The organism is Mesorhizobium sp. CA8, assembly GCF_020164955.1.
Taxonomy (GTDB): domain Bacteria; phylum Pseudomonadota; class Alphaproteobacteria; order Rhizobiales; family Rhizobiaceae; genus Mesorhizobium.
On sequence record NZ_JAIUHG010000007.1, the window covers coordinates 156,845 to 172,987 of the forward strand.

Annotated in this window: 18 protein-coding genes and 1 riboswitch; of the genes, 15 read left to right on the forward strand and 3 right to left on the reverse strand. The window is 61.7% G+C overall.

Annotation, left to right across the window (positions count from 1 at the left end):
• Positions 1-47 precede the first annotated feature (47 nt).
• From LB553_RS10545 to LB553_RS30680, 9 genes are all read left to right on the forward strand, one after another.
• Positions 48-341 (forward strand): hypothetical protein, encoded by a 294-nt coding sequence (locus tag LB553_RS10545; protein WP_224512940.1) that lies wholly within the window; start codon positions 48-50, stop codon positions 339-341.
• Between the two features lie 4 nt (positions 342-345).
• Positions 346-495, forward strand: a complete 150-nt coding sequence (locus LB553_RS10550) for a hypothetical protein (RefSeq protein ID WP_224512942.1) — start codon at positions 346-348, stop codon at positions 493-495.
• A gap of 19 nt (positions 496-514) precedes the next feature.
• The gene (locus tag LB553_RS10555; protein WP_224512944.1) at positions 515-850 is read left to right on the forward strand and encodes a DUF1515 family protein; all 336 of its coding nucleotides are present in this window, start codon (positions 515-517) and stop codon (positions 848-850) included.
• Between the two features lie 245 nt (positions 851-1,095).
• On the forward strand, positions 1,096-2,220 hold the full coding sequence (locus tag LB553_RS10560) for a PIN-like domain-containing protein (protein WP_224512946.1): 1,125 nt from the start codon (positions 1,096-1,098) through the stop codon (positions 2,218-2,220).
• A 17-nt stretch (positions 2,221-2,237) separates the two neighbouring features.
• Positions 2,238-2,360 (forward strand): hypothetical protein, encoded by a 123-nt coding sequence (locus tag LB553_RS30500; protein WP_263483998.1) that lies wholly within the window; start codon positions 2,238-2,240, stop codon positions 2,358-2,360.
• A gap of 112 nt (positions 2,361-2,472) precedes the next feature.
• Positions 2,473-2,646, forward strand: coding sequence for a hypothetical protein (locus LB553_RS10565; protein WP_224512948.1), 174 nt, complete (start codon positions 2,473-2,475; stop codon positions 2,644-2,646).
• A 78-nt stretch (positions 2,647-2,724) separates the two neighbouring features.
• Positions 2,725-3,522: a sulfotransferase family protein gene (locus LB553_RS10570; RefSeq protein ID WP_224512950.1), complete on the forward strand. Its 798-nt coding sequence runs from the start codon at positions 2,725-2,727 to the stop codon at positions 3,520-3,522.
• A 144-nt stretch (positions 3,523-3,666) separates the two neighbouring features.
• Complete coding sequence (locus tag LB553_RS10575) at positions 3,667-4,524, forward strand: glycosyltransferase family 2 protein (protein ID WP_224512952.1); 858 nt, start codon at positions 3,667-3,669, stop codon at positions 4,522-4,524.
• Entirely contained in the window at positions 4,521-5,474 is a 954-nt protein-coding gene (locus tag LB553_RS30680) for a glycosyltransferase family 4 protein (protein ID WP_224512955.1), read from the forward strand. The genes LB553_RS10575 and LB553_RS30680 overlap by 4 nt, the downstream gene beginning before the upstream one ends.
• A 617-nt stretch (positions 5,475-6,091) precedes the next feature.
• Here LB553_RS30680 and LB553_RS10585 read toward each other — a convergent pair.
• Together LB553_RS10585 and LB553_RS10590 are read right to left on the reverse strand one after the other, a co-directional pair.
• A complete protein-coding gene (locus LB553_RS10585) occupies positions 6,092-6,427 on the reverse strand; it encodes a protamine-2 (modular protein) (RefSeq protein WP_140647383.1) in 336 nt (111 codons plus the stop codon).
• Positions 6,428-6,530: 103 nt separating this feature from the next.
• Positions 6,531-7,520 (reverse strand): LysR family transcriptional regulator, encoded by a 990-nt coding sequence (locus LB553_RS10590; protein WP_224512957.1) that lies wholly within the window; start codon positions 7,518-7,520, stop codon positions 6,531-6,533.
• A gap of 292 nt (positions 7,521-7,812) precedes the next feature.
• Between LB553_RS10590 and chvE the strand changes: the two genes are divergently transcribed.
• The 5 genes from chvE (at position 7,813) to LB553_RS10615 (ending at position 13,563) form a co-directional block, all read left to right on the forward strand.
• Complete coding sequence (chvE, locus tag LB553_RS10595) at positions 7,813-8,883, forward strand: multiple monosaccharide ABC transporter substrate-binding protein (protein WP_224512959.1); 1,071 nt, start codon at positions 7,813-7,815, stop codon at positions 8,881-8,883.
• Positions 8,884-9,070: 187 nt separating this feature from the next.
• A complete protein-coding gene (mmsA, locus tag LB553_RS10600) occupies positions 9,071-10,606 on the forward strand; it encodes a multiple monosaccharide ABC transporter ATP-binding protein (protein WP_224513041.1) in 1,536 nt (511 codons plus the stop codon).
• Positions 10,603-11,895: a multiple monosaccharide ABC transporter permease gene (gene mmsB / locus LB553_RS10605; RefSeq protein ID WP_224512960.1), complete on the forward strand. Its 1,293-nt coding sequence runs from the start codon at positions 10,603-10,605 to the stop codon at positions 11,893-11,895. The genes mmsA and mmsB overlap by 4 nt, the downstream gene beginning before the upstream one ends.
• Positions 11,896-12,095: 200 nt before the next feature.
• The gene (gene araD1, locus LB553_RS10610; protein ID WP_224512962.1) at positions 12,096-13,091 is read left to right on the forward strand and encodes an AraD1 family protein; all 996 of its coding nucleotides are present in this window, start codon (positions 12,096-12,098) and stop codon (positions 13,089-13,091) included.
• 19 nt (positions 13,092-13,110) lie between these two features.
• Positions 13,111-13,563 carry a hypothetical protein gene (locus tag LB553_RS10615; protein ID WP_224512964.1) on the forward strand — a complete coding sequence of 151 codons (453 nt, stop codon included), beginning with the start codon at positions 13,111-13,113 and terminating at the stop codon, positions 13,561-13,563.
• Positions 13,564-13,586: 23 nt separating this feature from the next.
• Here the strand turns inward: LB553_RS10615 and LB553_RS10620 are convergent, their stop codons facing one another.
• On the reverse strand, positions 13,587-14,681 hold the full coding sequence (locus tag LB553_RS10620; RefSeq protein ID WP_224512966.1) for a 2'-deoxycytidine 5'-triphosphate deaminase: 1,095 nt from the start codon (positions 14,679-14,681) through the stop codon (positions 13,587-13,589).
• Positions 14,682-14,797: 116 nt separating this feature from the next.
• Positions 14,798-14,875: riboswitch (SAM riboswitch) on the forward strand.
• 57 nt (positions 14,876-14,932) lie between these two features.
• Here LB553_RS10620 and LB553_RS10625 point away from each other — a divergent pair.
• Positions 14,933-16,123: an O-succinylhomoserine sulfhydrylase gene (locus LB553_RS10625; protein WP_224512968.1), complete on the forward strand. Its 1,191-nt coding sequence runs from the start codon at positions 14,933-14,935 to the stop codon at positions 16,121-16,123.
• Positions 16,124-16,143 lie beyond the last annotated feature (20 nt).

The window sequence follows — 16,143 nt, forward strand, 5'->3', positions numbered from 1 at the left end:
CTGGTCGGCGTGGCGGCGGGCATCGGACTGATGTGGTGGGTGTTCCTGTGAGCGCCGCCATCACACTCATCGCCGGCCTCGTCGGCGGCAACAGGCTGCTCGCCGGCGTCATCGCCTGGGCTGTCATCGCGCTCGCCGTCTCGGGCACCGCGGTCGGCATCTACGAACTCATCAAGCACAAGGGCGCCGACGAGGTCCGCGCGCAGATCGACAAGGAGAACCAGGATGCGGTCAACAAGGGCATTGAGGCCAGCCGGTCTTTTCGCGATTGCAACGATGCTGGCGGGCTGTGGGACTTCAGGCGTCAGCGGTGTTCCCGCGCTGCGCTCGGCCATCGGTAACAGCTTGGCTGGGGCGCAGGGCAAGACGGTCGCCGATCAGAACAAGATCGACGAGACGATGGCCTCAGGCTGCGCCGTAAAGTTCTACACGCCGAGCGAATGCGACCGGCACACCAGGGCCAGCGCCGAGCGGCGCGCCCAACTGAAATCCTAGCAGCGCATCGGGCGGGGACATGTCGCAGACAAGCGTCGAGCGCACGCTCGGAATTCTATTGGGAAAGCTTGAGGCGATCGAGGATCGGCTTGAGCGCGCCGACGAGAGCCGGGCCAGCATTCACAGGCGTCTCGACGAGGTGGTGATGCGCACGACACACCTCGAGGCGGATGTGTCCTCGGTCAAGAACAAGACCGAAGCCATCCAGTCCGTCGCTGACGATGTCGTGACGCTGCGCAGCCAGGCACAGGGCGCCGGCACGCTCGGCCGCTGGCTGATCAGGATCGGCATCGGCGTGGTGACTGCCGCCGGCTGGCTGCTCGGCGCCTACACCTATCTGACCGGCCGGCCATGACCATCCGCATGAGTTCGATCGGATCGGCATGAGCCTCATTCCCGACGTGCCGGTTGAGCTCAAGCTGTTCCTTCCGCACAAATCTTGAGTTAAAAATGCCCCCGGGGATGGCCTGCAGGCCGTGGGGTTACGATGCGAAAGACATTTCCCGGCTACTACCAGCCGACTCCTGAGGAGTTCGAAAAGCTATGGTCGGACGGTCTTCTCGTACCTGACAACAACGTCCTGCTGCACCTATTTCGGTTATGCCGAAGCAGCGGGCAGAGGTGCTGGCCGCATTCAAAACCTTCGGTAATCGCCTGTGGCTCCCTCACCAGGCGGCTAAGGAATTCCAGAACGGCTGGCGCTCGGCCGATAGCGACAACAGGGGTTTATATCGCAAGCTGAAGGAAGATCTTGCCAGCAAAAAGAACGAAATTGACGATTTGGTGCGGAGGTTCACTCGGTTTGACCCCTGGCCCGAGGGATCGGCTATGGACAAAATCGACGAGTTTTTCGAAGGCCTTTCGAAGGATGTTGACGCTGCCACGGCCAGCCTCCCCGACATCGATGAGGTTTTCGGCGCGGTGAGCGATCTTTTCGACGGCAAGGTGGCCGCGGAGCCAGATCAACAGGAAATCGAAAGGCGAGTGAAAGAAGCCCAGCGCCGCATTCAGGGCAAAATCCCTCCCGGCTACATGGACAAGGGGCCGGGCGACTATCTGATCTGGGCCGAGCTCAAAGAGAAAGCGCGGACGGCAAACGTGCCGATACTGTTCGTCACAGACGACCGGAAGGAAGATTGGTGGCTGGAGCAATCCGGCAAAACGATCGGGCCGAGGCCTGAGTTGAGGCAGGAATTTTTGGCTGACACCGGCCAGATGTTCTACGCCTATCGCCCGGGGCAGTTCCTGTCGTTGGTTCGTGATCGCACCAATAACTTGGTCTCTCAAGAAACAGTCAAAGAGATGGAGCGGGCCGAACTAGGTCCAAACCCGCAGGTTGACAGCCGGCTACTACTAGATCGCGCCTTTTCGATCGCAAATGCGGCTGACGTCGACCCTCTTCGCGTTCTCGATCTCGCACGCAAGCTAGCGCGGGCTACTGACATTGTGAACAAGAACAGTCGTTTCGCCAACGGAGGCGGTCCGGCAATGGGTTTCCTACGCAGCGAAATCGAACGATGGAGTGGAGAGGCGGAGCAGTTGTTTTTCGGCGAGCTCGCCGCAGAGGACCGCGCTCATGTTCATGCGACCAGCACGATTTGGGGTCAGTTCTTGCAATTGGTCGACGACATGTCGCGCGACAACTTTGCCGCCATCTCCCACCTTGTCACAACAAACTACGACGAGTTTTGGCAGCGGTTTGAACGGAAACGAGCAAGATATTAGCTCTCGACGCAAACAGCTTGTGCCGCCATGCCGAAGCCTGGCTGCAGGGCTTCGACGGCGTGCCGCTCGGCAGCGCGCCCAAGCCGGTGAACGACGGTCTGGAAGCCGAGCTCGACGAGAGCGCGGTGAATAGGTCCTAGTTCAGCGATTCCCGAGCGGCCTTGGCGTGCAGGCGCAGATCGTTTTTCGATCTGCAGCTGTATGATTTTCGATAGCTCGACCGCCTTTTCCTCGCCGAGATCGAGGCTCCGCATGCGCTGCGAGAACGGCGCCGACCATGGCCGCCTCGACATCGAGGCGTTCGCGCCCACCGGCAAGGAAGCGCTCGGCCTGCGCATCCGCCGCCTGAAGGCACTCAAGGTCCACGGTGCCGGTGTGGGAGGAGGAGCCCTCTCGATGATGTCCAGGTCAGTGTCAACCCGCTAGTGGTCGGCCGAAACCATGGACTTGAAAAGACACCAAGCCCTGCTCTACAGGTCCCCCATGGAGACCGGGGACAATTTGTTGGATTTCTTCATTGTGGGGGCTCAAAAAGCCGGCACCACGGCCCTGCATACGTTCTTGTCTCAGCACCCTGGCATAGACCTGCCCGCGGTAAAGGAAATCCATCACTTCGATGACGAGGTCGGCGTAAATTGGGATAATCCAGACCACTCGCGGCTGCACAGCTATTTCGACTGGTCCCAGCCGGCAATACGCGGCGACTCGACGCCGATCTATTCTTACTGGCCAAACTCGATCGAACGAATCCACCGGTACAATCCTGAAGCCAAGCTCATTCTGGCCTTGCGGCACCCTCTTTTCCGGGCGATGTCGCATTGGCGCATGGAGATTGAACGAAAAGCTGAGACCTTGTCATTTGCTGCGGCTGTGTCGTCCTTCGGGAGACGCCGGGTTTCGGAAAGCCCCAATGGTGTTCATAGAATCTATTCGTACATAGAGCGCGGATATTACTCGAGCCATCTGACGCGCATTTACCGCCTTTTTCCACGGGATAGCGTTCATGTGTATCGGGCCGACCAATTGTGGGATAGGCCAGGTGCCACGCTGGCGTCGATTGAGAGCTTCCTGGGTGTAGAGCCAAATCTCGCCGGGACGCTGAAACCTCGTTACGTCGCCCCAGTCGTGTCGCCAGCGTTTACCCTCGATCCTTCTCTTGCACGAGATCTCAAAGATCATTTTGAAGCCGACATCTGGAAGACTGCGGAACTCGCGCGCCTGGATCTCTCGGATTGGGTAGAAGATTATTCCGAACCGATGTGTCAGCCTGAATGTACGATTGAGGCAGAAATACCTGCTTAACAAAACTCCTGCTTGGCTAACGTTTCGCGACGGGGGCCGCTCTGAGCCTTCAGACTTGTCATTCCGGCCAAGTTCATTAACTAGGCCATATCAGTTGATCAGCCAGCATGGCGTCTGGAAGCAGACAACGAAGGATTGAGGGGCTTGGTCGATCTCAATACCCACACTGCGAATGCTGCGCGTGACCGTAATTCCCCGCGAGTCGTCGCGGTCCTTACAACACGCAACGAAGAGCGGTTTGTCGCCGGATGTCTTGAGAATCTGTTTCGTCAAGGCGTGCAGGTCTACATCTGCGATAATCAGTCGACGGACCGAACGCTTGAGATTGCCCAGCGCTACCGCGGAGCCGGATTGATAGGATTCGAAAGCATCCCGCATAGCGGCTGGTATTGCTGGGAGCACCTTCTTCGTCGCAAGGAGGAACTATTTCAGTCGCTCGAAGCAGACTGGTTCATGCATCTTGACGCTGACGAGATCCACCTTCCGCCGACTTCGCACTCGTCATTGGTCTCCGCCATTGCGGCAGCCGACTCACTCGGCTTCAATGCGATCGAGTCTTCCGAGTTCACGTTCATTCCTACTAGGGAAGCCCCCGATCACGACAATTCCGATTATCAACACACGCTGCGGACCTATTACCCGTTCCGGCCGACCTCCCCACACTGCGTCCGTGCGTACAAGAGACAGGACGGCCCTATGGAGATTGCGTGGTCAGGCGGCCATCGCATACGCTTCGGGGGTCCGGTGCGGCTCTACCCCGAACGTTTTCGCATGAAGCATTATCTGTTCCTGAGCGCAGAGCACGCCGCGCGCAAGTATTCTGGCCGCCGGTACCTGAGCGAGGAGATCTATGGTCTTGGTTGGCACGGATGGCGCCCCCGCTTGCGACCAGGGGATATCGAGCTGCCGGATACTACCCAGGTACGCACCATTGCAACGGACGACGATCTGGACGAGTCCAATCCATGGTCGGCTCATTGGCTTGAGCGGTACGCCTCGTGAGCGATGTGCACCTCCCCCGCATCCTGGCGATCGCTGACCGGCCCGGCTGGGCGATCGATAGTAAGACCCAAAATCTCCGGCGCGTGCTGGAAAGAAGGTTCGAGATCATCAAGCGATTTCAGCACGATGTGACTGAGTCCGACGTAAACGCCGCGGACATCGTGCTCATCTTTTATTGGTTCCAAATCGCGAAGCTGCCCCTACCGGAATCGATCCTCGCCCGGCGGTCTGATAGGCTGCTGATCGGGATCTGCAGCCACAGAGAGCTGGAGGGCGAATTCCGCGAGCCCGGGCTCGCCACCCTGCAGCGGCTGGCGCGCGCTGTTTTTGTCAATAATCGGAGGCTTGAGCACGAATACGGTCCTCTACTGCGTGTTCCGGTCCACTACACGCCCAACGGAGTCGACACGACATTCTTTTGTCCTACACAGGAGCCACGACCCTGTTCTGGCGAGCTCCGCGTCGGATGGGCGGGAAGTCTCAGCAACCATGGTCCGGCACATCGCGGCTTCCACGATGTCATTGAACCCGCGGTCGCTGCCATGCCGGGCGTGAGACTACTGACTGCGGTTCGGGAGCAACGCTGGCGTAACCGCGACGAGATGCTCGACTTCTACCGGGATCTCGACGTTTATGTCTGCGCCAGTCGCAGCGAAGGCACTCCCAATCCATGTTTGGAAGCGGCGGCATGCGGTGTCCCCTTGGTGACGACCCGTGTGGGAAACATGCCCGAGTTGATCCGGGATGGCGACAACGGACTGTTCTTCGATGGAACTGCGGAAGGGCTTGCGAACAAGCTCGCCGTGTTGCGGGACACGCCATCGCTCGGGTCGCGGATGGCCGTCCGCATGATCAAGACGATCCGGGAGTGGGATTGGCGCGTGCAGGCGGAGCACTACGCGCAGATGTTTAGCTCGGTGCTCGCTGCGGACCGAGGGGGCAACCTATAAGATGGGCGGATTCAGATGTGCGCTGCGAAACCCTGATCTGATATTGCCGTTTGGGGATGTCTTCATGCGTAACGGCGGCGTTGGCTCGCGCTGACAGCGGAAAACTTCATTCTCGACGGCGAGACGATCGTGCTCAACAAAAAGGGCCTGTCGGCCGGGCCTACCTGGTTTCTGAACTCAGGGGCAAGGTCCGCCGCCCAATGTGCGGCTCGCACGAGGTCGCGATACGCCGGGCGATGCCGGCGTTCAAAAAGTAGGCGGTCAATAGGTTTTACAACTGCACCGTAACCTATTGATTTGCTTTGCACCGGTTTGGCACGGTTTTACAGCCAAGCTTCTGGTATCATGCCGAAAGGGCTAGCTTCCCAAGCTGAACGCGCGGGTTCGATTCCCGCTACCCGCTCCAGCTTGCGCCGGACAGGTTGAGTCAGACCTCACCAAGGGACCAAATTGCGCAACCGATTCGGGTCGGCTGCCGGGGGATCGCGGGGCGGAATTGCATTGGGTCGACCCTCAGGCCGAGCAGTTTGCGCGAGGGTGAATTCGGCTGTCTGTAAGCGAAGGTTTGGGTCTTGCACACCATGCAAGACCCAGTCAGCGATTCACCCGGTAGGCCCCTAGAGCCGGAAGCCGATCCAGACGCGGCGACGCCAGCAGCGGACATGACGCCGGCCGTAACGCCAGTAGCGGCGGCAGACCCTTCTCCAAACGCGGCGCCGGCGGCGGCGGTAGTACCGGTCACGGTAGTACCGACGGCGGTAGTACTGAGCTGGCTGCAGCAGATCGGCCTGGTCATCCTCCTCGTAGATGGCCGGATCCGGCTTGTCCAATTCATCGAGAATCCCGTTGCCTTTGGGGATGCCGGCAACCGCCTTGGCTGGTCCGGCCAGGCTTGCAAGCGCTGCCGCCCCCGCAACGCCAAGCATTCCAGTCAGAAACAACCGACGTTCCATCGAAACCTCCCGAGCCGTCGAGCATCGGCAGCCTTCCCTCACCCGCAACGGGTTCCAGCGAGCGACCGATCGGTTTGAACGTACAAGTAGCATTCTCGTTCCATTAGCCCACCTCGCGCAAAATGAAGTCGTGCAGCATTTTGGCTGCGGGCGAGAGCACGCGGTTCTTGACCGTGATCAGGCTGTAGGGCCGGACTTCGATGTCGAACTCGGTCTGGACGACGTCGATGGCGCCGGCCAGCCCGTCGCCGCCTTGAATGAACTTGGCGACCTGGATCGAGACCGGCGCGATGGCGTCGGACTGCGCCACCATCACCAAGGTGAGCAGCAGCGAGGAGGTGTTGAGGATGCGGTCGGGCAGCGGGATGTCGCGGTTCAAAAAGTTGCTTTCCATCGCCTGGCGCAGCGGCGAGCCGCCGGACTGGAACACCCAGTCATAGGCCGCCGTGTCTTCCAGCCTCACCGCCTTGCCGCTCGCCAGCGGATGGCCGCGGCGCACGATGAGGCAGGCTTTCTCGACGCCGATAACGCGCGATTCGAAAAGCCGCGGATTGAGGTCCTCGGGAATGCGGGCGATGATGAAGTCGTGGCGCGATGCGATCAGCTCGCGGGCGAGCACGTTCGAAGTTTCGACCTGCATGGTGATCTCGATGCGCGGATAGATGCGGCGAATCTCGCGGATCGCCGGCACCGCGAGCTCGATGGCCGGCGCCGTGACCGCGCCGAGAAACACCGAGCCGCCCTTGCCGGCCTTGAGCTCGGCAATCTCGCGGTCGGCCTCGCGCATCTCCAGCAAGATCGAGCGGGCGCGGCGAGCGAGCGCCTGGCCGTAAGGGGTCAGCGTCACGCCGCGTGGCAGCCGCTCGCACAACTTCACGTCGAGCACCGCCTCCATCTCGGCGATCATGCGCGAGGCTGCCGGCTGGGAGATGTTCATGACCTGGGCGGCGGCGCTCACCCGGCCGTGATCGTCCAGCGCGGTGATCATGCGCATGTGCCGAAGACTGAGGCCGCTGCGCAGCAGCGTCTCGCCGTCTCCCGGCAATTTCTCGTAACTTGCTGAAATCACATCAGGATCATGCAATGCCGCCATGGATTGAGGCCTCTCCGCCGGATTTCCATCTGCCGTTCAAGCTATACCAGTTTCGATATAGCAACCAGCAAAGATCGCATTTGACAGTTATGTCAAAGGGACCCACCCTTCGCGCGTTCCGAGACGCAACGGTCGGCAACGAGCAAATTCGTATCGATTGAAACTGCGTCGGGGGACCGATTGGGAGGATACCGGAGATCGATAAAGCCGACAGTGGCGCGCCAGCGCACCTGCTCGACTGCGCGGCCCGCGAAGCCCCGAGGTGTCGCGTCCATCAACCAGGGAGAGTAACGTGAAGATCATCAAGACGCTGGCCGCCGTGGCGGCCCTTGGCATTGCCGCCATGAGCTATTCGGCACACGCAGCCGACAAGGGCCTCATCGGTGTGCTGATGCCGACCAAGACCTCGCAGCGCTGGATCAACGACGGCGACGCCGTCAAATCCCAGCTCGAGAAGCTCGGCTATACCGTCGACCTGCAATATGCGCAGGACGATATCCCGAACCAGCTCAGCCAGCTGGAAAACGAAATCACCAAGGGCCCGAAGGCGCTGATCATCGCTTCGATCGACGGCACCACCATGGCCGACGCGCTGCAGAAGGCCAATGACGCCGGCGTCGTCGTCGTCGCCTACGACCGTCTGATCAAGAAGACCCCGAATGTCGACTACTACACCACCTTCGACAATTTCGGCGTCGGCGTGATCCAGGCGAATTCGCTGGTCAAGGGCCTCAAGGAGCGCTTCCCGAACACCAAGCCGTGGAACGTCGAACTGTTCGGCGGCTCGCCGGACGACAACAATGCCTTCTTCTTCTACAATGGCGCGATGTCGGTCCTGCAGCCGCTGATCGACGACGGTTCGATCAAGATCAAGTCCGGCCAGATGGGCATGGACAAGGTAGGCACGCTGCGCTGGCTCGCCGCCACCGCCCAGGCGCGCATGGACAACCTGCTCTCGGCCAACTACTCGGACGGCAGCCGCGTCGATGGCGTTCTGTCGCCCTATGACGGCCTGTCGCGCGGCATCACCGCTTCGCTGCGCGCCGTCGGCTACGGCACGGAGGCACAGCCCTGGCCGATCGTGACCGGTCAGGACGCCGAGACCGCCTCGGTCAAGCTGATCATCTCGGGCGAACAGTACTCGACCGTGTTCAAGGACACCCGCGAGTTGGCCAAGGCCACCGTGCAGCTGGTCGACAAGGTGCTCTCCGGCGGCAAGCCGGACGGCCTCGACACCAAGACCTACAATAACGACGTCAAGGTCGTTCCCTCGATCCTGTTGACGCCGCATGAGGTCGACAAGTCGAACTACAAGGAACTGGTTGTCGACTCCGGCTACATCAAGGCCGACGAGCTGAAGTAATCCAGCCTCACAGGAAGGGGTCCTGCGCGACCGCAGGGCCCCTTTTCGTTCACAAGCGACACCGGTATTGTTTTTGCCGGCTTCTGCAGCGCTGTGCGCGGTCGCGGTGCTGACCAGACTGCAGTATGTTGATTTCGCGCATGACGCTTTCCGCGAATGGAAGGCAGGCGCCAGGGAGCAGAACCTCATGGCCTCGACGATTTTGGAGATGCGCGACATCACCAAGACGTTTCCCGGCGTGAAGGCGTTGTCGAACGTCAATCTCAGCGTCGAGGAAGGTGAGATCCACGCCGTCGTCGGCGAGAACGGCGCCGGCAAGTCGACGCTGATGAAGGTGCTGTCGGGCGTCTATCCGTCCGGCACCTATGAAGGCCAGATCATCTTCCGCGGCCAGGAATGCCATTTCAAGGGCATTCACGACAGCGAGCATATCGGCATCGTCATCATCCACCAGGAGCTTGCGCTGGTGCCGATGCTGTCGATCGCGGAAAACATCTTCCTCGGCAATGAGCATGCCAGCTATGGCGTCATCGACTGGGACGCCAACGAGACACGCACGGCCGCCCTGCTCAAGAAGGTCGGGCTCAAGGAGGATCCCAAGACGCTGATCACCAATATCGGCGTCGGCAAGCAGCAGCTGGTCGAGATCGCCAAGGCGCTCAGCAAGGAAGTGAAGCTCTTGATCCTCGACGAGCCGACGGCGTCGCTCAGCGAAAAGGACAGCCAGGCGCTGCTCGACCTTCTGCTCGAGTTCAAGCGACAGGGCATGACCTCGATCCTGATCTCGCACAAGCTCAACGAAGTGAACCGGGTCGCCGACAAGGTGACGGTGATCCGCGACGGGCGCACCATCGAGACTCTGCCGAGGAAAGATATCTCGGAAGACCGCATCATCACCTCGATGGTCGGCCGCTCGCTCGACGACCGCTATCCGCCGCGAGAGCCGCAGATCGGCGAGGTCATCTTCGAGGTCAAGGACTGGTCGGTCTACCACCCGATCCACGCCGAACGGCAGGTGATCAAGAACGTCAACCTCAATGTGCGCAAGGGCGAGGTGGTGGGCATTGCCGGGCTGATGGGCGCCGGCCGCACCGAATTCGCGATGAGCCTGTTCGGCCGCTCCTATGGCCGGCACATCACCGGCGAGGTTCTGCTTAGAGGCAGGCCGCTCGACCTCTCATCGGTGAGCAGAGCGGTGGAGAACCGCATCGCCTACGTCACCGAGGATCGCAAGACCTACGGCCTCAACCTCATCGACCACATCAAGCACAACGTGACTTTGGCCAACCTCTCCGGCGTTTCCAGCCGCGGCGTCATCGACGACATGCGCGAGATGAGCGTCGCCAACGACTACCGCAAGAAGACCAACATCCGCGCCTCCAGCGTCTATCAGCTGACCGGCAATCTTTCGGGCGGCAACCAGCAGAAGGTGGTGCTGTCGAAATGGCTGTTCGCCGATCCGGAAGTGCTGATCCTCGACGAGCCGACGCGTGGCATTGACGTCGGCGCCAAGTACGAAATCTATACGATCATCGCCCGCCTCGCCGCCGAGGGCAAAGCGATCATCGTCATCTCGTCGGAAATGCCTGAACTGCTCGGCATCACCGACCGCATCTATGTGATGAACGAAGGACGCATCGTCGGCGAAATGGCGGCAAGCGACGCCAGCCAGGAAAAAATCATGCGCGCCATCGTTCGGGGAGAAGGAAAAAAAGCATCATGAGCACAGAAAGCGCTCCCGCGCCGCAGAGCGGCGTCGCCGAGGACGTCAAGCAGGGTCCACGCGTCGCCGTGTCGGCGCTGACGACGAACCTGCGCGAATACGGCCTGATCATCGCGCTGATCGTGATCATGCTGTTCTTCCAGTACACGACGTCGGGAACGCTGTTCAAACCGGTCAACCTCAGCAATCTGGTGCAGCAGAACTCGTTCATCATCGTGATGGCGCTCGGCATGCTCTTGGTGATCGTCGCCGGCTATATCGACCTCAGCGTGGGATCGGTCGCCGGCTTCATCGGCGCGCTGGCGGCGATGATGATGGTCATCTGGCCGCTCGGGATATTCTCGAATCCGCTGGTGGTCTCGATTGTCTGCCTGATCGTCGGCGCGCTGATCGGCGCGGCGCAAGGCTACTGGATCGCCTATCACCGGATCCCGAGCTTCATCGTGACGCTGGCGGGCATGCTGATCTTCCGCGGCATCTGCCAGGCGCTGCTTGGCGGCGGCTCCTCGGTCGGCCCGCTGCCGGACAGCTTCAAGGCGCTGAGCTCGGGTTTTATCCCGGACGTCATCGGTCCGCTGACGCTGATCCCGCCGACGGTGAATGCCGCCGGCAAGACGATCGTCGGCAGCGGCTTGACACTGCATATGACGACGGTCGTGCTCGGTCTGATCGCGGTCCTCGCATATGCCTATTTCGGCTTCCGGACGCGGCGCAAGCGCGAGCGTCATGGCTATGAGGCGGAGCCCTTCCCGCTCTTCGTCATCAAGACGCTGGTCGGCAGCGCGCTGGCGCTCTTCCTGGTCTTCCAGTTCGCCAGCTACAGGGGCCTGCCGGTCGTGCTGCTGGTGATGGGCGTGCTGATCTCGCTCTTCGTCTTCGTCACCAAACGTATGACCATCGGCCGCCGCATCTATGCCATGGGCGGCAACGCCAAGGCCGCGCAGCTCTCGGGCATCAACACCGAAAGGCTGACGCTGCTCGTCTTCATCAATATGGGCGTGCTGTCAGCGCTGGGCGGCCTGATCATCGCGGCGCGCCTCGGCCAGGCCGTGCCGGCGGCGGGTCTCGGCAGCGAGCTCGACGTCATTGCGGCGGTCTTCATCGGCGGCGCCTCGGCAATGGGCGGCGTCGGCCAGGTGATCGGCGCGGTGGTCGGCGGCTTCATCATGGGCGTGATGAACAACGGCATGTCGATCATGGGCGTCAATGTCGACTGGCAGCAGGTGGTCAAGGGTCTGGTGCTGCTCGGCGCGGTCATCTTCGACGTCTACAACAAGAACAAGGCTTAAGGGCCGGAGCAAGGTTCAGGAGGCATACGGGTTTCAGATCGCGAAGCTGCCGGCAGCCCGTCGGCGTCAAGAAGTCCCGACAAGGACCAGGCTCGCGAGCGCAATCCGGACGAAGAAATTCAACCGTGGCGTGGATCGCTCCACGCCGCGCCCGGTAAGGTTTGCCCGCAGGCAGCCGTAGAAATGAGAGAGGATTGAACATGCTGATCTCCCAGATCCTCGACGACGCCGAGACGATCCGCGTCGTCGCCCGCAATGGCGGCGGCAAGACCAGGGTCATCAATGGCGCGCGCAGCGTCTATTCGCTGGCCATGGAGGCCGCGCGCACCGGCACAGGCCTCGAGGCATTGATCGAGCGCAAGGGCTATGGCGAGACGGTCGATCTCGATGCCGTCTATAAGAGGGGCAGGCTGGTCTCGCCGATCAACCATCCGGATCCCGCGCACCTGCATCTCACCGGCACGGGGCTGACGCATCTCGGCTCCGCGGCAACGCGCGATTCCATGCACAAGAAGCTCAGCGAGGGCGGCGAGGCGGAACTCACCGATTCCATGAAGATGTTCCGCATGGGTCTCGAAGGTGGCAAGCCGGCCAAAGGCCAGGTCGGCGTGCAGCCGGAATGGTTCTACAAGGGCAACGGCACGATGGCGGTGGCGCCGGGCGCGCCGCTGATGTCTCCGGCCTTCGCGCAAGACGGCGGCGAGGAGCCCGAGATCGCCGGCATCTATGTGATCGGCGATGACGGCGCGCCGTTCCGCGTCGGCTTCACGCTGTCGAACGAGTTCTCCGATCACGTCACCGAGCGGGTGAATTATCTGTTCCTCGCCCATTCCAAGCTGCGCAATGCCTCGTTCGGCCCTGAAATCTTGATCGGCGACCTGCCCGCCGACATCCGCGGCGCCTCGCGCATCTGGCGCGACGGCAAGCTGCTCTGGGAAAAGCCGTTCCTGTCGGGCGAGGCGAACATGTCGCACACCATTGCCAATCTCGAGCACCACCATTTCAAATATTCGGCGTTCCGGCAGCCGGGCGACGTGCATGTGCATATGTTCGGCACCGCGACGCTCTCCTTCGCTGACGGCATCAAGACGGAGGCCGGCGATACGTTCGAGATCGAGGCGCCGGATTTCGGCCTGCCGCTGCGCAATCCGCTGGAGATCGAGAAGCCGGTGAAGGTGGCGGTGAAGGCGCTGTAGCGCCAAGGCCTGGGAGGAAATGGACCGGAAGCGGATCGGCGCTGTGTTGGTGGGCTTGATGCTTGCCCTCGCCTGCATGTCTTCCACGGCTCACAGCGCCGCCAAATGCAGCCCGAAGTCCTACAGCCAAGCCCGATCGGGGATGACGAGCCAGCTTCTCGCCACCGGCTATTCGAAACCGCAAGTGACCTTTTTGATGCGCAATGCGGATCGGATAACGTCCGCGCTGCGCGCCGACAAACTGAACGACAAGGCCAAGGCCTGCGGCATAGACTCCGCGCGAGCCTATGTCCTCGGATGCCTCGACAAGCAGTTGTTCCCCCTGCGGGCGGGCTCAAGCTCCCAGCTTGATGAGACCAAGCAAACCGAAGGGTTTTGGGGCAGGAAGCGCCTGGCTGAGCGCGAGCTGCTCTACATCGGCCACTTTCACGCCTGTCTGGGCGCAGCTCAACGATTTCTGTTTCGCGGCTGACTGCCAACCGAACTCAGCGGCGCTCACCGCGCTGCCCTGAAATGCTTGGAAAGCTTCAGGCCCTGCGCCTGATAGTTCGAGCCGAGATCGGTGCCGTAAAGCGCCTGCGGGCGCTTCAGCATATGCTCGTAGACTAGGCGGCCGACGATCTGGCCGTGATCGAGGATAAAAGGCACCTCGTGGCTGCGCACTTCGAGCACCGCGCGGCTGCCGCTGCCGCCGGCGGCGGAATGGCCGAAGCCCGGATCGAAGAAGCCGGCATAGTGGACGCGGAACTCGCCGACCAGCGGATCGAACGGCGTCATCTCGGCAGCGTAGAGCGGCGGTACATGCACTGCTTCGCGTGAGACCAGGATGTAGAATTCGTCGGGATCGAGCACCAGTTCGCCGGCGCCGCTCTTGTAGATCGGCTCCCAGAAATCGACGACATCCTGGGCGGCGCGCTTGTCGACGTCGACCAGGCCGGTGTGGTGCTTGCCGCGATAACCGACGAGACCGTCCTTGTCGCCGTCGAGATCGATCGACAGCGCGATGCCGCCGCCGGAAATATTGGGAGGCTCGGTGGCGACCAGCATCTCGGCGCGGTGAAGGTCGCGCAGCTCACTCTCCGACAGCACCGCATTGCCGGTGCGGAAGCGTATCTGCGAAAGGCGAGAGCCGGCGCGCACGACGATCGGGAAGGTGCGCGGGCTGACCTCGAGATAGAGTGGCCCGTGATAGCCGGCGGCGATCTTGTCGAACTCGTGGCCGCGATCGGTCATCACCCGGGTGAAAATGTCGAGACGCCCGGTCGAGCTCTTCGGATTGGCCGAGGCCGACACGTTCGAAGGCAGCGCCAGGCTTTCGAGCAGCGGCACGATGTAGACGCAGCCTGTTTCCAGCACCGCCCCCTCGGCGAGGCCGATCTCATGCAGCTTCAACCGGTCGAGCTTGTCGGCGACCAGATGATCAGGCCCCGGCAGAAAGGAAGCGCGCACGCGAAACGCCTTGTCGCCGAGCCTCAGATCAAGGCTGGCCGGCTGTATCTGGTCCGAGTCCAGCGCGCGCGGCGACTTCAGCGCGCCGGATTGAAACAGCGCCGCGATGTCCTGATCCGGAAGAATGCCTGTCTGCCGCAAAGGCTGGCTCCGTTCACAAGGCCGGGCGAGGATCTAAGCTGGCTCTTGCCGCCCGGCTGGTACAAACCTCTTAATGAAGCCGGCAATTGACGCAAGCACGGCGCGGGTCTAAAGGGTCGTTATCCCGTGGTGATTTGGCCGGTCGGCTTGCAGCCACGTTAAACAAGTCGCTAAAGGACCGTCGAGCCGCAAGGCTATATGGACCCGGTTGCGACTTCGCGGCCGGTTTTTTTGTGTCTGAAAGCAGGGCTATGAGCATCAAGAAGCGCAATTGGAAACCTCAGACGGCACTCGTGCATGGCGGAACGTTGCGTTCCGGCTTCGGCGAGACCTCCGAGGCGATGTATCTCACCCAAGGCTATGTCTATGAGACGGCGCAGGCTGCGGAGGCTCGCTTCAAGGGCGAGGAGCCGGGCTTCATCTATTCGCGCTACGCCAACCCGACCGTCGACATGTTCGAAAAGCGCATGTGCGCTCTGGAAGACGCCGAGGATGCCCGCGCCACCGCCTCCGGCATGGCCGCCGTTTCCGCCGCGCTGCTGTGCAGCGTGAAGGCCGGCGACCACATCGTTGCGGCGCGGGCGCTGTTCGGTTCCTGTCGCTGGGTGGTCGAGACGCTGGCACCGCGCTACGGCATCCAGGCGACGCTGGTCGACGGCACCGACATCGCCAATTGGGAAAAAGCGGTAAGGCCGAACACCAAGCTGTTCTTCCTGGAAAGCCCCACCAATCCGACGCTGGAGGTGGTCGACATCGCCGCGGTCGCCAAGCTCGCCAATTCGATCGGGGCGCGGGTGATCGTCGACAATGTCTTCGCCACGCCGCTGCAGCAGAAGCCCTTGCTGCTCGGCGCCCATATCGTCGTCTATTCGGCGACCAAGCATATAGACGGCCAGGGCCGCTGCCTGGGCGGCGTCATTCTGTCGGACAAGAAGTGGATCGACGAGAACCTGCACGACTATTTCCGCCACACCGGCCCGAGCCTGTCGCCCTTCAACGCCTGGACGCTGCTCAAAGGCCTGGAGACGCTGCCGCTGCGCGTGCGCCAGCAGACGGAGAGCGCCGGCAAGATCGCCGATTTCCTGGCCGAGCGGCCGGAGATTGCCCGCGTCATCTACCCGGGCCGGGCGGATCACCCGCAGGCGGACGTCGTCAAGAAGCAGATGTCTGGCGGCTCGACGTTGATCTGCCTCGACGTCAAGGGTGGCAAGCAGGCGGCCTTCGCCTTCCAGAACGCGCTCGACATCGTGCTGATCTCGAACAATCTCGGCGACGCCAAGAGCCTGATCACTCATCCGGCGACGACGACGCACAAGAACCTCAGCGACGAGGCGCGCGCCGAGCTCGGCATCGGCCCCGGCACGCTCAGGCTCTCCGTCGGTCTGGAGGACACGGACGATCTGCTGGAAGACGTCGAACAGGCGCTCAAGGCGGCAAAATAGAAGGCTGAGACCGCCGCGGC

Bases quoted from the DNA above. Each gene is read 5' to 3' on its own strand.
- LB553_RS10625 (WP_224512968.1), top strand. From the start codon at position 14,933: ATGAGCATCAAGAAGCGCAATTGGAAACCTCAGACGGCACTCGTGCAT.
- LB553_RS10585 (WP_140647383.1), bottom strand. From the start codon at position 6,427: ATGGAACGTCGGTTGTTTCTGACTGGAATGCTTGGCGTTGCGGGGGCG.
- LB553_RS10590 (WP_224512957.1), bottom strand. From the start codon at position 7,520: ATGGCGGCATTGCATGATCCTGATGTGATTTCAGCAAGTTACGAGAAA.
- mmsB (WP_224512960.1), top strand. From the start codon at position 10,603: ATGAGCACAGAAAGCGCTCCCGCGCCGCAGAGCGGCGTCGCCGAGGAC.
- mmsA (WP_224513041.1), top strand. From the start codon at position 9,071: ATGGCCTCGACGATTTTGGAGATGCGCGACATCACCAAGACGTTTCCC.
- LB553_RS10560 (WP_224512946.1), top strand. From the start codon at position 1,096: ATGCCGAAGCAGCGGGCAGAGGTGCTGGCCGCATTCAAAACCTTCGGT.
- LB553_RS10565 (WP_224512948.1), top strand. From the start codon at position 2,473: ATGCGCTGCGAGAACGGCGCCGACCATGGCCGCCTCGACATCGAGGCG.
- LB553_RS10555 (WP_224512944.1), top strand. From the start codon at position 515: ATGTCGCAGACAAGCGTCGAGCGCACGCTCGGAATTCTATTGGGAAAG.
- araD1 (WP_224512962.1), top strand. From the start codon at position 12,096: ATGCTGATCTCCCAGATCCTCGACGACGCCGAGACGATCCGCGTCGTC.
- LB553_RS10615 (WP_224512964.1), top strand. From the start codon at position 13,111: ATGGACCGGAAGCGGATCGGCGCTGTGTTGGTGGGCTTGATGCTTGCC.